Origin of the sequence: Pseudomonas sp. P116, assembly GCF_020149425.1 — a bacterium.
GTDB lineage: Bacteria > Pseudomonadota > Gammaproteobacteria > Pseudomonadales > Pseudomonadaceae > Aquipseudomonas > Aquipseudomonas anatoliensis.
In genome coordinates, this window is sequence record NZ_JACVHB010000007.1 from 280,013 (window position 1) to 293,812 (window position 13,800).

Genomic DNA, 13,800 nt, shown 5'->3' on the forward strand with positions numbered 1-13,800 from the left:
TAAAAGCGAAGCTACATCATCCCTTCGGCGGTTTGCGCCAAAACACTCGCAGAGTGCGCCATCAACGAGGCGCTACGTCAGTAAGCCGCTTGCCTGCGGCTCGGAGCCTGGAAAAATGTCCCACCTTCAGACCAGCGCCGAGCGCTGTAGATTACCCCGAGCGTTCTGGCAATCGATCGAACAACTGGGGCTGAATCCCTCGTTGATCCAGGCGCACGCTCAACTGCCCCATGACCTTCATCTGAACGAAGCTGCCGTTGTCAGCACACAGCAATTGTTTGCCGTGTGGAACGCGATCGAGGCGCTTTCAGCAGACCCGGCCTTCGCGATAAAAATGGTCCGCGATACGCCCAGCGCGAAACACAAACTCGCGTTTCTTGCAGCGCTATATGCGGCCAGTTTTCGCGACGCACTAGCGAGGTTTTGCCGTTTCAAGCGCCTGTGCAGCCCCGACCAGATTTGCATGGATGAGCGTGAGGACAGGGTGCTATTCACGATTCAGTGGCCTTCTGGTGCAGGGCTTGCGCCTCATCTCTCGGTCGATGCCTGTTTTGCTTTGGTACTTGAACTGGGTCGACGAGGCACCGGTAAGCACCTGAAGCCTCTTGCACTGAGCTTGAGGCGCCCGCCGCAAAACCTGGAAACTCATTCGGGTTATTTTGATTGCCCCATTCAATACGGCGCGGCTCGTGACGAGTTGAGCATGAGCGCCGCCGACCTCGATCTGCCATTTCTTCAACACAACCCGGAAGTGCTGGACATGATGACGCCCGGCCTTAGCGCTGCGATGCGAGAGATCGAAGCGCCGGCTGGTTTCTGTGAGCAGGCGATTGAAGTTCTGAAGCGAGCCTTGGCGGATGGTCGGCCGAGTTTGCAATATCTCGCCCGTGAACTGTTGCAAAGCGAGCGCACCTTGCAACGACGATTAACGGCGGAGGGTACGACGTTCAGCGCGCTGCTCAACGAGGCCCGGCGCCAGGCAGGATTGCACCTGCTGGCTGACAAGACGATTGAGCTGAAAGAGGTGGCTTACCTGCTCGGCTACCAGGACGTTAACTCTTATTACCGGGCGTTTCGGCAATGGGAGAACGTGTCACCGGGTGAGTGGCGACGCGCCAATGCATGAGGTTTTAGTGGGTAGAGACAGAGACTGATCAACGCCTGGCACAAATAATTTGAACGGCTCTCGGGCGCGCTCACCTAATGATTAGCTTGTGAATAATCACACAGGCACTGTGCCAATATCGGCATTCTCCGAGAGGTGATCAACGTGGCTAAAGACGACAAGAAAAGCAAAGGTGACGCTTCGAAAGCCAGCAAGGACTTGAAAGACAAAAAGTCATCACCGGCCAAGAAGTCAGCTGCGGCCTCGACGCTTTCCAAATCCTCCGACAAGAAGGACAAAAAGAAAGACGCCGAACCGAAGAAGTCTGCAAAGAAGGCTGATAGCAAGCCAGAAAAGACCAAGAAGACAGAGAAGGCTGATAGCAAGCCAGAAAAGGCCAAGAAATCAGAGAAGTCTGATAAGCCTGCAAAGAAGAAAAAGTGACACCTGCTATCTGCTAGGGCTTTACGCCCTAGCGTTTTTCAAGCCAATGGCTCAAAACCTTCAGGCCAGTTCTTCAACCCTGTGCACATCACCCAAGGAATCACGCTGCATCGACTGCAGGTTTTTCTCGATGGTTTCGCACAGCGCTTCCATCTGAATCTGGTGCTCACTGAGGCGAAACGGGCTTTGCAGATCGGTGCCGATGCGCTCGATGGCCAGCAGCATGAAACCCACCACGGTCGAAGCGAGCGGGGTGAACCAGCCCAGCGATTCCACCAGCCCCACCGGTACGATCAGGCAGAACAGCGAAATAAACAGCCGTGGGAAATACACGTAAGGGTAGGGCAGCGGGGTATTGGCGATCCGCTCCATTCCGCCCTGGCTGTTGGACAGATCGACCATGGTCGATTCCAGCCGCGCAAGGCGAATGCTGTCCAGGCGCCCGGCCTTGTATTCCTTCGCCAGCAGGGCGGCGGAACCGGTGAGGATGTCGTTGGCGAAGTTGTTGGTGGTGCCGCTGCGGGCGAACTCGTCGGCAGGGATAAACGCGCGAACTTCTTCCGGGCAAGGCTCGCCCTGTAGATGCGCCGCGAGGCAATTCACATAGGCCACGTGGCGGCGCAGCAGGGTCGATTTGACTGGATTGACCTCATTGTCCGGGTCATCCAGCAATGTCAGCACCTGCCGGGCGTAGCTACGCGAACTGTTGATCATCATGCCCCACAGCGTGCGCGCCTCCCACCAACGGTTATAGGCGCTGCTGTTGCGAAAACTGATCAACACCACCAATGCCGAACCCAGCAATGTCAGGGGCATCAGCGGCAGGTTGATCTTGGCATTGAGAAACAACATGAAGTCTACGGTGACGGCGATATCCCAGAGCAATAACCAAAACAGGGCCCAGCCCACATAGCCCATGGTTTTGATGATCAGACGGTATTTTTTGATGATGGCTGCTTTCAAACGGAAACCTCGAGGTGAGCAGTAAGCATTAACGCCTTAGCTCGGACGGTGTTTTCGGGGTAAAGGTTCGGCGATTGAAATACCTGTCGTCCATTCGTCCAGAATGCGGCACTCCTCAGAGCGGATCGCCTCTGAACTTCAAGCACGGACTTCCCGCGCCCCGGTTGGAGAGCCAGCATGGAAATTGATGAAAACGCGCCAGGCAACAAATCTCAGCAGGAAGTGACACGCACCACGGACAACGAGACCGGACACGATCCGCAGCGCGATGAACCTGAGGTCCCGTTGCCAGCAGACGACGAAGCGCCGCTTGAGGAAGATATGAGTGATGTGGATGCGAATAACTCGGTATCGAGCGAGCATCCTTGATCAACATAATCGAGCAATAAAAAACCGGCATTGCGCCGGTTTTTTTATGTTCTGCAATCGGCAAATCAGAGTGCAGCTTTCACCTGCAAGCCAAACACCAGTGCATTGTCGATGTCCTGCCCGGAAAAAGCGCCCGGCTCGATGATGTACTGCATATTTGGGCGCAGGGTCAGCCAGGGCGTGGCCTGATAACCGTAACCGAGTTCGATCAACTGTTCGGCGCTGTCCAGATTCGGGAACGCTGTGCCGTTGTTCAGCGCGGCGTCTTGTTGCACATCGCGACTGCGTGGGTTGGGCACGGCGCGGCCATAGCCCAAAGCAAGCGTGTCACGCGGCCGGCCTTCGAACGGTTTGTACAACACCACACCCGTGCCGTACCACTTGCTGAAAGGCGAAGCGGCAGAACTGGCTGCCGAATACTGACCGAAGGCGTGCAGGCTGCGACCTTCGGACGCCTGCGAGCGCCACACCGCCTGGTCGACGAGCAGGTAATGACCACCGCGACCGGACACCTCTTTGTCGCTGTCGATGCGTTTTACATCGGAGCTGTCGTAGTAGTAACCAACCTTGTATTCACCCGGCAAGTCCCCCGCGTGCTTGTACACCAACTCGATCGGCACCACGGTACCCGTCGTGTGTTTCGGCCCAAGATGCCAGGCACGGCTGGAGTCGCCGTTGCTTTCGGGGTCGACATTGAATGCGGCCACACGCAGTTGCCACGCTGGCGACAGGTCGTATTTCACCCGCACGCCCAACCGGGCGTTGGGGTAGTTGGTCCAGCCGCTGCCGCCGGACATGTTCAGTGGATGGCCGCAGAAACCGGCGTTCATGAAGTTACACAGAATGCCACTGTCCAGGCCGCCGAGGTCGTTACCCATGGCCATGTAGCCGAGTTTGACGTTCAGCGCCGGGGTGAAGAGCGAACGCTCGTAGCTCAACTCGGTCAGGCGGGTGTAGAGGCCACCGTAGTTTTCCTGAATTGGCAGACGGTTGCCGACCAGATCGTCGGAGGCGCTGTTGCCGCGGCGGTCGTTGATGGTCAGTTGGACCTTGCCGGCGTTGTCCACGCCATACAGTTTGCTCAGGTCGAATTGCACGCCGAGCTTGATGTTCTGCGAGTAACGCGCCGAACGATGCAGCCCGCCGTCGGCGTTGTAGGCCGTCTCGCCGCTGTAATCGCCGGTGAACTTGACGCCATCTTCGTCCATCTGGTGGCGCAGGCCGCCCCAATCGCCAGTCAAGGTGTTGCGGGTCAACAGGTTCGAGTCGGCATCGGCGAAGGCGGGCAGGGCGGTGCTGCAAGTCAGGCCCAACAGCACGCCGTTGATCCAGCCGATATGAGAAAAACGAAACATGGAAATCTTCCTGGTGAAATCTTCAGCGATAGGCATAAAGCGGCGCGGCACCCGAAGGTGCCGCGCACAAGTGCAATGAAGTGGCTCGCAGATGTTTACGGCAGCGCGTAAGCCATCACGTAGTCGCCACGATCGGTCGACTGACGAGCACCACCGGCGGTAATGACGATGAACTGCTTGCCGGTCTTCGGCGAAACGTAAGTCATAGGGCCGCCCTGGCTGCCCACAGGCAGACGCGCCTTCCAGACTTCTTCACCGTTGCCGCTGTTGAAGGCGCGCAGGTAGAAGTCTTGAGTGCCGGCGATAAAGATCAGGCCACCTTGGGTCGACAGGGTGCCGCCGAGGGTTGGCAGACCAACCTTGATCGGCAGGTGCATGCGGATACCCAGCGGACCGGTGTCTTCAACAGTGCCGACCGGCACTTGCCAGGCGACTTTCTGCGTCTTCATGTCGATGGCGGTCAGCGTACCGAACGGCGGAGCCTGGCAAGGAATGCCGGCGACCGACAGGAAGCGGTTTTTGTTCACCGCGTAAGGCGTGCCCTTGAGCGGCACGGCGCCCATGCCGGTGTTCAGCGATTCGCCACCGGAAGCGGCCTGAGCCTTGTTCTGCGACGGGATCATCTGAATCCACAGACCCAGGCGCATGTCGTTGACGAAGATGAAACCGTGCACCGGATCAGTGGAGATGCTGCCCCAGTTCATGCCGCCCAGCGAACCCGGGAAGCTCAGGGACTTGTCGGTGCCCGGCGCGGTGTACAAGCCGTCATAACGCATCGACTTGAAATCGATCCGGCACAACAGTTGGTCGTACGGCGTTGCGCCCCACATGTCCGATTCGGTCAGGTGCTGAGCACCGATCTGCGGCATGCCCACCGATTTTGGCTGGGTTGGCGAGTACGGTTCGTTAGGGATGTTGGCCGCTTTGACCGGCACTTCTTCAACGTCGGTCAGCGGTTTGCCGGTAGCGCGATCCAGTACATAAATCTGGCCAGCCTTGGTGCCGATGACCAGCGCCGGAACGGTTTTGCCGTCCTTGGTGAAGTCGATCAGGCTCGGCTGCATCGGCAGGTCGAAGTCCCAGAGATCGTTGTGAACGGTCTGGAACACCCACTTTTCTTCACCACTGTTGGCGTCCAGCGCGAGGATCGACGCACCGTAGGTGTGATCCAGTTTGCTGCGCTCGACACCGTAGATGTCGGTGGAAGAACTGCCCATCGGCAGGAATACGGTGTTGGTGGCCGAGTCGTAAGACATCGGTGCCCAGCTGTTCGGCGTGCTGCGCACATAGGTGCTGCCGTCGGCTGGCGCGTTGCGATCCTGCGGGTTGCCCGGGTCGAACGCCCAGCGCATGGCGCCAGTCATCACGTCGAACCCACGGATCACGCCCCCCGGCATGTCGGTTTGCACGTTGTCGGCCACACGACCGCCAACGACTACGGTGGTCCCGGCCATCAACGGGGCGGAGGACAACTGATAGTAGCTGTCCGGGACATCACCCAGACCAGACTTGAGATCAACCTGGCCATTGTTGCCAAAACCCCGGCAGAACTCGCCGGTGTCGGCATCCACGGCAATCAGGCGTGCGTCGATGGTGTTGGTCAGCAAACGACGTTGGCAGTGGGCAGGGAGGGCATCGGCCGTTTCTTGAACGACTGGCGAGTTTTCTGGCTTGGCGACTGCCGCAGTGGCGTCGAAGTAAGCCATGCCACGGCAACGCTGCCAGACTTTCGATTGCGCGTTGATCGAGTTTTTCCAGATTTCCTTGCCGGTGTCGGCATCCAGCGCGATCAGGTTGTTGTGCGGGGTGCAGATGAACACTTTGTTGCCGACCTGCAGCGGGGTGAGCTGGTCTTCGGCACCGTTGCCATCGCTCTCGGCGACGTCACCGGTGTGATACGTCCACGCGACCTGCAATTTGTCGACGTTGGTACGGTTGATCTGGTCCAGCGCGGCGAAGCGGCTGCCACCTTCGGTATTACCGTAGTGAGCCCAATCCTTCTGCGCCTTGTCTGGCTCGACAGGGGTGAGGCCCGGGCCAGTGCCGGTCGCGGCAACTGTCGGGTGGGCGACGAACATATTGCCGGCCGCGACAGCCAGTGCCACCGCCAATACCGCGGCAACGCCATAAGCGCCACGGCCAGGCACACCGCCGTTGGCGCGGGTCAGCAGGGGATAGACCAACGTAACGGCCAGGCCGACCGCGCCGAACATGAACAGACGCGAGAACAACGGCCAGAACACCAGGCCCACGTCGCTGACTGCCCAGACGGCCGTTGCGAGCAGGAACGCCGCAAACAACCAGGCACCGGCCGGCTTATAGCGCGCGATCAGCAAACCGGCGATGGTCATGACCAGACCACCGACCAGGAAGTACCACGATCCGCCGAGGCCGACCAACTTCACGCCCCCGGCCGCGAGGGCCAGACCGAGCAGGGCGATGATCACGCCCAACCCGATCAGAATGAATTTTGATACGCCAGAGACGCGTTGACTTTGCTTCACGTTGAGAGCCCCGTTGAAATGAAGCGCGCATTATATAGTTAGGTAACTATCTAGTTAAATCACAATTTCACCCTCAAGCGTAGTTCGTCCTTGTCAAGCGCTCCATCGCGAGGCCCTGAACACGTCAGGCGTTTGCTGCGTTTGGCCAAATGCTGACGACAGGCGCTAAAATCGGCGGTGAGCGCCGCCCGTCGCAAGCGCACCGTGAAAATTGCAATTATTCCTTTCGACCACGTTTCAGATCATTGTGGATTGCCTGCACCGCTGCCGATCCCGGCGCGGACGTGCGATGTACCCACTTCAAAAAAATCAGGAGGAGCAATGTCGCAACCTGTTGCGTCTGCAAGGCCGACTCAAGCGTCAAACCGGCGCTGGATGGGCATGATGTTTTGGCTGGTACTGGCAGGGGTGGCAGTGCTGTTGCTGGTCAGTGGCTACGGTGCGTTGGTAAATGCCGACCGCGCTAACTTGCAACTCGCCGTACTGGGTGGACTTTCCGGATTTGGTGCGACCGCGCTGGGCGCCGTGGCGGCCATTGCGCTGCGCGACATTTCGGCGCGCACGCAGGACACCATGCTCGGCTTCGCCGCCGGAATGATGCTGGCCGCCAGTTCGTTTTCATTGATTCTTCCCGGTATCGAGGCCGCTCGGGAGCTTAGCGGCAACCCGATGCTGGCTGCGGGCATCGTCGTGCTGGGATTGGGACTGGGGGTGGCGTTGATGATCGGACTCGACCGATTTGTCCCTCACGAACATGCCGAGAGCGGTCGGCGCGGGCCGGAAGTCGAGCGCATCAACCGGGTCTGGTTGTTCGTCCTGGCGATTACCTTGCACAACTTGCCGGAAGGCATGGCCATCGGCGTCAGTTTCGCCAATGGCGATATGCAGGTCGGTTTGCCGCTGACAACCGCTATCGCCATTCAGGACATTCCCGAAGGTCTGGCGGTGGCGCTGGCCTTGCGGGTGACCGGTATTTCAGCACTGCGCGCGGCGATGATCGCCATTGCATCCGGCTTGATGGAGCCATTGGGCGCCGTCGTTGGTCTGGGCATTTCCAGCAGCTTCGCGCTGGGTTACCCGATTGCACTGGGGCTTGCTGCCGGCGCGATGATTTTTGTGGTGTCCCACGAAGTGATTCCCGAAACGCACCGTAACGGCCATGAAACACCGGCGACGCTTGGGCTCATGTTGGGCTTCGGGGTAATGATGTTTCTCGACACGGCGCTGGGCTAGTCGCTCATCGTCCGGTTTGAACTCCTGGCCTGAGTGTTGCGTCCGTTGCTGAGAGGGCCTCACTACCGTTTATAGCCTCGCACCGGGGGATCCGTGCCATGAATGCCTACAAGAATCTGCTGAGCGATACCGAAGTCAAAAAACTCGCCGCACTGGATCGTTGGCACGCGGCGTTTGACGATGTGACGTTGCGTCGGGATAACCCGGACGGCTATCACGAAGAGCTGATCCGCCGTGCCGATGAACTGGACCGCTTGGGGGAAATCACCTTCGAAGAGTGGCGGGTGTTGCGTCTCGACGCTGATCAAGCCTGGCTGCGCGCGGTTTCTGGGGATGACTATCGGTAAAGTGGTTATCAACTATGGAGATTATGTGTCCACATTCAACATCGAGGCCGTGACCCGGTCAGAGATTGCCGAGGTCATCGACTTCGTCATGCAGGCTCGCGCTGAGCTTTTTCCGAAGCTGAGCGCCACAGGAATCCCGCCAGATCTGGCGAATTTTGAAGAGACTTATATCAGTGGCGCCGGACGTTTTCTGGTCGCCCGTCATGAGGGCCGCATCGTCGCCGCGATCGGTTATTTACCCTATGACCAGCGCTTCGAACACCTCGACTATGAGCAACTCGAGGTCGTGGAAGTGGTGCGGCTGTTTGTCATTCCCGAGTACAGACGCTCAGGATTGGCCAGTGAGCTTTACCAGACGTTGAAATCATCAGCCGAAGACGCCGGAGTCGACGTGATCTACCTGCACACGCATCCGTTCTTGCCGGGTGCGATCAATTTCTGGCTCAAGCGCGGTTTTCAGGTGATCAACGTCGATCCCGACCCGGTCTGGCAGACGACCCACATGGATTGCCGGATTCAAAACTGACCAATCAGGAAGAGCGCAATCGCAGGATCTGCGCGCCGTCGAAAGGGTCAGTCAGGTAATGGGCATGCACCCCGAACGTGTCGAGCAGGCGTTGCGGGGTCAACACCTCAAGTGGTTTGCCGAGGGCGACCAGGCGACCCTTTTCCAGTACGGCCAATCGATCACAAGTCAGTGCTTGATTGAGGTCGTGCAGGGCAATCACCGTGGTCACCGGCAACGCTTGAACCACATTCAAAATAGACAGTTGATGCTGGATATCCAGGTGGTTGGTGGGTTCGTCCAGCAGCAGGATTTGCGGGCGCTGGGCGAGGGCGCGCGCGATGTGCACACGCTGGCGCTCGCCACCGGAAAGGCTGCGCCAGGAGCGATTGCGCAGATGCGTCGCGTCAACATCGCGCAAGGCCTGATCGATAATGCCATCGTCCTCGGCAGACCACGGACTGAGCGCCGACAGCCATGGCGTTCGACCCAGCGCCACGGCATCAAACACGCTGATCGCGTCGAGGGTGTCCGCCTGCTGCTCAACCACCGCCAGCGTTTGCGCGATGGTTCGGCGCGACAGCGTCTTCAACCGCTGGCCGTGGAGATGGATGTCGCCACGACTGGGCGAGCGTACGCCGCAGAGCAATTTCAGCAAAGTGGATTTGCCAGAACCGTTGGGGCCGACAAGGCCAAGGGTTTCGCCGCGACGGATGTCCAGATCAATCTCGTGCAGCAACCGCGCATCGCGGATATCAAAGCCGAGGCCGCAGCAACGCAGCACCGATTCGCCGACCACCGGGGACAGCGCATTCATCGGGCATTCCTCCGGCCGATCAGGATCAGCGCGAACACTGGCGCACCGACCAGCGCGGTAATCACGCCGACCGGGATCACCTGGCCTTTGATCAGCGTGCGCGACAGCACATCAGCGGCAATCAAAAACACCGCGCCGCCCAGTGCACTCGCGGGCAGCAGACGCGTGTGTCGAGTGCCGAGCAAAAGCCTTACAGCGTGGGGAATCACCAGACCCACGAAACCGATAGAGCCGACAATCGACACCATCACAGCCGTCACCAATGCGGCACAACTGATCAACAGCAACTGCACGCGCCGCACCGGAATCCCGAGCGATGCCGCTGAGTCGACGCCGAAGGTAAACGCGTCCAGCGCACGCCGATGCCACAGGCACACAACGAGCCCGATGACTGTCACCGGCACTGCCAGCCACACCGATGGCCAGCGCACGCCGCTGAGATTGCCGAGCATCCAGAACATGATGCCGCGTGCCTGTTCGGAGCTGGCCGACTTGGTGATCAGAAATGCCGTGAGGGCATTGAACAGCTGCGAACCGGCGATCCCCGCCAAAATGATCTGGCCGGTATTACCCGGTGAGCCAGCGGCGCGGCCGAGTAAAACCACGACGGCGAACGCCACAACAGCGCCGCCGAACGCACCAACTGACATGGAAATCGCCCCGGCGCCGAAACCCAGCAACGCGACCATCACCGCGCCCGTTGAGGCGCCAGCGGAAATGCCGAGCAGATACGGGTCGGCCAGCGGGTTGCGCAGCAGCGATTGCAGAATCACCCCGCAAGTCGCCAAACCCGCGCCGCAAGCGGCAGCCACCAGCGCGCGAGTCAGGCGATAGTTCCAGACAATGCCTTCGTCGATCGGATCAAGCACATAACCGGCCGCCCACAGTTTGTTGGCCAGCACCTGAAACACCACGATGGGATCAATGGTCGTCTCACCAATGGCCACACCGGCAATCACCGCTAAAAGCAGGATCGCCAGTGCCAACAGGGTGCGTATCAACGTCGCGGTCATTTGGACAGGTCGTAGCCGTTAATGGCGCTCGCCAATGAGGCGATGCCGTCGAATGTGCGCATGCTGGCCTGCATGGCCATGGCGTCGAGAATGATGATGCGGTTGTTTTTCACCGCGTCCATGTTGCGGGTCACGGGATCGTTGCGCAGGAATTCCAGCTTCTTCAGATAGTCGTCAGCCGGGAAGCGCCGGCGATCCATGCGCGCGATGACCAGGAACGTCGGGTTGGCTTTGGCGATGGTTTCCCAGCCGACAGTTGGCCATTCTTCATCGGACTCCACGACGTTGCGCACGCCCAGCGTGTTGAGCATGAAGTCTGGAACGCCCTTGTGTCCGGCGACGTACGGGTCGATATCCAGACTGGCACTGGAAAACCAGACCAGTGCGCTGATGTCTTTCGATTTCTTGTCATTCGCCATGGCAATCGAGTTGGCGAGGCTCGCCTTGAGGTCTGCGTTCAACTGTTGAGCGCGCGCCTGGACATCAAAAATCTCACCGAACTGGGTGATGCTTTTATAGATGCTGTCGATGCGAAACGGCGCCAGACGCGTGCCGTCGGCACCGACCAGATTGTCCTTGGCCTCGCAGTCAGACGGCATCAGATAAGTCGGTATGTTCAGTTCGTGAAACTGTTCGCGGGTGCCGACCGCGCCTTGCGGCCCGACCATCCATTCCAGCTCCACAGCCACCAGTTGCGGGCGCTTGGCGATCACCGATTCGAAACTCGGTTCGTTATCGGCCAGGCGCTCGATGTTGTCGTTTTGCGCTTTGTACTGAGGCAGCACATCGTTGAACCACAGCGAAGTGCCGACGATTTTTTCACCCAGTCCGAGGGCGAAGAGCATTTCCGTGCCGGCCTGGCCGATTGTCACCGCGCGCGCCGGGACCTGCGCGAAGGTCAGCGTGCTGCCGCAGTTTTCAATCGTCAGGGGGTACTGCGTCGGTGCAGCATGGGCGAGGGCGCCAACACCCAGGCCAACGACGAGGGCGACAAAACGAGGCAACAGCATGATGCAATCTCCATTCGAACCGTACACGGAGCCAGGGTGCAGGTTCTGGAAACACATCGCTCACGCTGCCTTGAAAGCAGTGCCAGGCCGATCACCGAAGTGACGCGCGCACAAGGATGTCCTTCCCGGACACCCCGCCGGTTAGTGATTGTTGCTTGGCCGGCAGGTCTCCTGACTGATGCGTCGTCGCCTGCTTCAGCCTTCCCGGGAACAATCCCAGTGGCAGTTTAGAAGCAGGCTCGGCATCTACAGTTGCGGGGGCAGTTCCGTTTGATGCGTTGGGCGCATCACGGATTCCCTATTAATCCCAATTGGAAACCGGCGGGCGGCATGGTATCCGATCGTGGCGGTTGAGGCGAACGGGCGTGCTCGCTCAAGGCGTGGGGCAGCGCCAGCAGGAGGGGCGATGGTGAGAACGGACCAGTCAGGTACTTTTATGCGAAGCACTTTTGCGCCACCTATTCAGTTACTGCAACGATTCAGCGCAACTTGTATCCTTGCGTTACAAGAGGACGAATGGCCCCAGCTATTGCCCTGACCCAATAGTCGCGGGAACGGAAAACCGGACTTTCCTTAAGGTAATAACGTGAAGCGTGATTCGCACCTGGTTGTGCTTTTGCTGTTCGTGATCGGTTGCTCTCTGGCGTCATTGACGGTCTGGAAAGTATTGGCTTCTCGAGATCGGGCACTGGAGGAAGTGGATGTCCACGGCTTGAACCTGACCCAGGCGCTGTCTACCTACTCCGAGGGGATTGTCCGCCAGAGCTCGCTGCTTTTACTCGGGCTTGTCGAGCGCCTGGAAATTGAAGGTAGCGGCCCCGCGCAGATTCAGCGGCTGAGTGCATTGATCATCCGCCAGTAACCGTTAATGCCACAGCTCAGTGGTATCACGATCTACGACAATCAGGGACGCTGGCTGATGTCCTCCAATCGACCGATTCCGGCCGGGGCGAATAGCAGCGATCGGGCCTATTTCATTCATCATCGCGACGATCCCAGCCGTGAGACCTTTATCGGTCCGCCTATCCAGAGCCGTTCGAATCAGGAATGGGTGATCACCGTCAGCCGCCGCTTCAATGATGCGCGCGGAGAGTTTGCCGGGGTGGTGGCGGTCACCTTGGGCGTCGAAAACTTTCTTCGGTTGTTCGGAAAGATCGACGTGGGGCAGGAGGGCGCCATCGGGTTGTCTTACACCGATGGGACGTTGCTGGTTCGTTATCCATTCCGCGAGCAGGACATGGGCCGCAACTTTTCCAAATCGCCCATCTATGCCAAGTATCTCGTTGATCGAGCAGTCGGCACCGCGTCGTTTACCTCCAGCCTGGATGGTGTGGAGCGGCTCTACGCCTTCCGCAAGAGTGACCGGCTGCCGCTGATAACGACGGTGGCCCTCGGCAAGCGCGAAGCCCTCGCCGCGTGGCGAACCGAGGCATTGTTGTCGGCGGTGGTGGTCACCGGGCTGCTGGGACTCACGGGCCTCATTGGCTGGTTCCTGATTCTGGATATCCGTCGGCGTACCAAGGCCGAAGATCAGTTGCGAGGCACCCAGCAGCAGTTGCTCTCAACCAATCGGCAACTGGAATTGCTGGCGATGAAAGACGCCCTGACCGGTCTGGCCAATCGACGCTGCTTTGATCAAAGCCTTGCCATGGAAGCCCGCCGAGCACGACGTGACGGTACGACGTTGGCATTGCTGATGATCGATATCGACCACTTCAAGCTGTTCAACGACTCACTCGGACATGTTGCCGGAGACGCCTGTCTGCAAACCGTTGGCAGAATCCTGGACGAATGTGTGCGGCGCCCCTCGGACCTGGTGGCCCGATATGGCGGTGAAGAGATGGGGGTGATCATGCCGGACACCGATATCGACGGTGCCGCAGTCGTGGCGCAACTGATCATCGACCGCTTGCAGCAAGCAAACATCCCGCACAACGCCAGCCCGCTCGGACGCGTCAGTGTCAGCATCGGGATTGCGACCGCCACGGGGCTGGAACTGGATCACCTGCAAGGTTTGATCGAGGTAGCCGATCAGGTGCCGTACAACGCCAAGGCCCGGGGTCGGAATCAGTATGTAAGGGGTGGGTCGTGACAGGCGATCGCCTTTAGGTCTGGCACGGCATCAAAGGGCCTCT

At 59.2% G+C, this 13,800-nt stretch carries 12 protein-coding genes, 1 pseudogene and 1 riboswitch; of the genes and pseudogenes, 7 read left to right on the top strand and 6 right to left on the bottom strand.

Features of this window, described 5'->3' with window-relative positions; all coding sequences use genetic code 11:
- Positions 1-115 precede the first annotated feature (115 nt).
- Both ICA15_RS23145 and ICA15_RS23150 read left to right on the top strand, forming a co-directional pair.
- Complete coding sequence (locus ICA15_RS23145; RefSeq protein WP_210554757.1) at positions 116-1,126, top strand: AraC family transcriptional regulator; 1,011 nt, start codon at positions 116-118, stop codon at positions 1,124-1,126.
- 135 nt (positions 1,127-1,261) lie between these two features.
- Complete coding sequence (locus tag ICA15_RS23150; RefSeq protein WP_191626453.1) at positions 1,262-1,549, top strand: hypothetical protein; 288 nt, start codon at positions 1,262-1,264, stop codon at positions 1,547-1,549.
- A gap of 60 nt (positions 1,550-1,609) precedes the next feature.
- On the opposite strand, the gene ICA15_RS23155 is transcribed toward ICA15_RS23150, so the two are convergent.
- The gene (locus ICA15_RS23155) at positions 1,610-2,512 is read right to left on the bottom strand and encodes a bestrophin family protein (RefSeq protein WP_150615658.1); all 903 of its coding nucleotides are present in this window, start codon (positions 2,510-2,512) and stop codon (positions 1,610-1,612) included.
- A 177-nt stretch (positions 2,513-2,689) separates the two neighbouring features.
- Between ICA15_RS23155 and ICA15_RS23160 the strand changes: the two genes are divergently transcribed.
- Positions 2,690-2,881: a hypothetical protein gene (locus ICA15_RS23160; RefSeq protein ID WP_150603461.1), complete on the top strand. Its 192-nt coding sequence runs from the start codon at positions 2,690-2,692 to the stop codon at positions 2,879-2,881.
- A gap of 65 nt (positions 2,882-2,946) precedes the next feature.
- On the opposite strand, the gene ICA15_RS23165 is transcribed toward ICA15_RS23160, so the two are convergent.
- Together ICA15_RS23165 and ICA15_RS23170 are read right to left on the bottom strand one after the other, a co-directional pair.
- The gene (locus ICA15_RS23165) at positions 2,947-4,236 is read right to left on the bottom strand and encodes a carbohydrate porin (protein WP_210554758.1); all 1,290 of its coding nucleotides are present in this window, start codon (positions 4,234-4,236) and stop codon (positions 2,947-2,949) included.
- A 95-nt stretch (positions 4,237-4,331) separates the two neighbouring features.
- Entirely contained in the window at positions 4,332-6,740 is a 2,409-nt protein-coding gene (locus tag ICA15_RS23170) for a glucose/quinate/shikimate family membrane-bound PQQ-dependent dehydrogenase (protein WP_210554759.1), read from the bottom strand.
- A 321-nt stretch (positions 6,741-7,061) separates the two neighbouring features.
- Here ICA15_RS23170 and ICA15_RS23175 point away from each other — a divergent pair, with 321 nt between their 5' ends.
- The 3 genes from ICA15_RS23175 to ICA15_RS23185 all read left to right on the top strand — a co-directional run bounded on the left by ICA15_RS23175 (position 7,062) and on the right by ICA15_RS23185 (position 8,846).
- Positions 7,062-7,973, top strand: coding sequence for a ZIP family metal transporter (locus ICA15_RS23175; protein ID WP_150615654.1), 912 nt, complete (start codon positions 7,062-7,064; stop codon positions 7,971-7,973).
- A gap of 98 nt (positions 7,974-8,071) precedes the next feature.
- Positions 8,072-8,320: a hypothetical protein gene (locus ICA15_RS23180; protein ID WP_210554760.1), complete on the top strand. Its 249-nt coding sequence runs from the start codon at positions 8,072-8,074 to the stop codon at positions 8,318-8,320.
- Between the two features lie 25 nt (positions 8,321-8,345).
- Complete coding sequence (locus ICA15_RS23185; protein ID WP_224450908.1) at positions 8,346-8,846, top strand: GNAT family N-acetyltransferase; 501 nt, start codon at positions 8,346-8,348, stop codon at positions 8,844-8,846.
- A gap of 4 nt (positions 8,847-8,850) precedes the next feature.
- Here ICA15_RS23185 and ICA15_RS23190 read toward each other — a convergent pair whose 3' ends face one another.
- Genes ICA15_RS23190 through ICA15_RS23200 form a run of 3 tightly spaced genes read right to left on the bottom strand, consistent with a single transcriptional unit; the run spans position 8,851 to position 11,665 of the window.
- Positions 8,851-9,642 carry an ABC transporter ATP-binding protein gene (locus ICA15_RS23190; RefSeq protein WP_210554762.1) on the bottom strand — a complete coding sequence of 264 codons (792 nt, stop codon included), beginning with the start codon at positions 9,640-9,642 and terminating at the stop codon, positions 8,851-8,853.
- Complete coding sequence (locus tag ICA15_RS23195; protein WP_210554763.1) at positions 9,639-10,655, bottom strand: FecCD family ABC transporter permease; 1,017 nt, start codon at positions 10,653-10,655, stop codon at positions 9,639-9,641. The genes ICA15_RS23190 and ICA15_RS23195 overlap by 4 nt, the downstream gene beginning before the upstream one ends.
- Positions 10,652-11,665, bottom strand: coding sequence for an ABC transporter substrate-binding protein (locus tag ICA15_RS23200; RefSeq protein ID WP_210554764.1), 1,014 nt, complete (start codon positions 11,663-11,665; stop codon positions 10,652-10,654). The genes ICA15_RS23195 and ICA15_RS23200 overlap by 4 nt, the downstream gene beginning before the upstream one ends.
- Before the next feature lie 143 nt (positions 11,666-11,808).
- Positions 11,809-12,003, bottom strand: a riboswitch (cobalamin riboswitch).
- A gap of 248 nt (positions 12,004-12,251) precedes the next feature.
- Between ICA15_RS23200 and ICA15_RS23205 the strand changes: the two are divergent.
- Positions 12,252-13,757 (top strand): annotated as a pseudogene (locus tag ICA15_RS23205) (diguanylate cyclase).
- The last annotated feature ends 43 nt before the right edge of the window (positions 13,758-13,800 follow it).

Bases quoted from the DNA above. Each gene is read 5' to 3' on its own strand.
- ICA15_RS23195 (WP_210554763.1), bottom strand. From the start codon at position 10,655: ATGACCGCGACGTTGATACGCACCCTGTTGGCACTGGCGATCCTGCTT.
- ICA15_RS23165 (WP_210554758.1), bottom strand. From the start codon at position 4,236: ATGTTTCGTTTTTCTCATATCGGCTGGATCAACGGCGTGCTGTTGGGC.
- ICA15_RS23145 (WP_210554757.1), top strand. From the start codon at position 116: ATGTCCCACCTTCAGACCAGCGCCGAGCGCTGTAGATTACCCCGAGCG.
- ICA15_RS23190 (WP_210554762.1), bottom strand. From the start codon at position 9,642: ATGAATGCGCTGTCCCCGGTGGTCGGCGAATCGGTGCTGCGTTGCTGC.
- ICA15_RS23160 (WP_150603461.1), top strand. From the start codon at position 2,690: ATGGAAATTGATGAAAACGCGCCAGGCAACAAATCTCAGCAGGAAGTG.
- ICA15_RS23175 (WP_150615654.1), top strand. From the start codon at position 7,062: ATGTCGCAACCTGTTGCGTCTGCAAGGCCGACTCAAGCGTCAAACCGG.
- ICA15_RS23200 (WP_210554764.1), bottom strand. From the start codon at position 11,665: ATGCTGTTGCCTCGTTTTGTCGCCCTCGTCGTTGGCCTGGGTGTTGGC.
- ICA15_RS23180 (WP_210554760.1), top strand. From the start codon at position 8,072: ATGAATGCCTACAAGAATCTGCTGAGCGATACCGAAGTCAAAAAACTC.